Below are 419 nucleotides of genomic sequence, written 5' to 3' on the forward strand. Positions count from 1 at the left end.
ACCTCAGGCAGCCTTAAGCCTGCTGCAGTAACACAGTTAACTATCAGCTTTTAAGCAGAAGCACCTAATGGTGCTTCTGCTTTTTTGTTGTTTAAGCATGCATTTAATTTTAGATATCTATTTTTTCTTATCTTCTAAAGATTTTCCTTTTTTTACCGATATATAGGTTGTGAATAGTTTCACTTTATGTGGCTATGAGCGCCAACAGACACAGGAGAATCATCATGTCGTTATATGTCAATACCAATACATCTTCTTTGAACGCGCAGCGTCAATTGTTCAACTCCGGTAATGCACTGGATGTGGCCTTTAAGCGCTTGTCCTCTGGTTTTCGCATCAACAGCGCTGCTGATGATGCGGCCGGCTTGCAAATCTCGAACCGATTAACCAGCCAAATCAATGGCCTGGATCAAGCGGCG

1 protein-coding gene is annotated in these 419 nt (G+C 42.2%); it reads left to right on the top strand.

The window, feature by feature from the left end:
• Positions 1-224: 224 nt before the first annotated feature.
• Positions 225-419: flagellin N-terminal helical domain-containing protein (locus QWY20_RS18520; protein WP_456237684.1), on the top strand; the 195-nt coding region annotated here is incomplete at its 3' end.

Origin of the sequence: Alkalimonas cellulosilytica (assembly GCF_036325985.1) — a bacterium.
GTDB classification, from domain to species: Bacteria; Pseudomonadota; Gammaproteobacteria; order Enterobacterales; family Alteromonadaceae; genus Alkalimonas; species Alkalimonas cellulosilytica.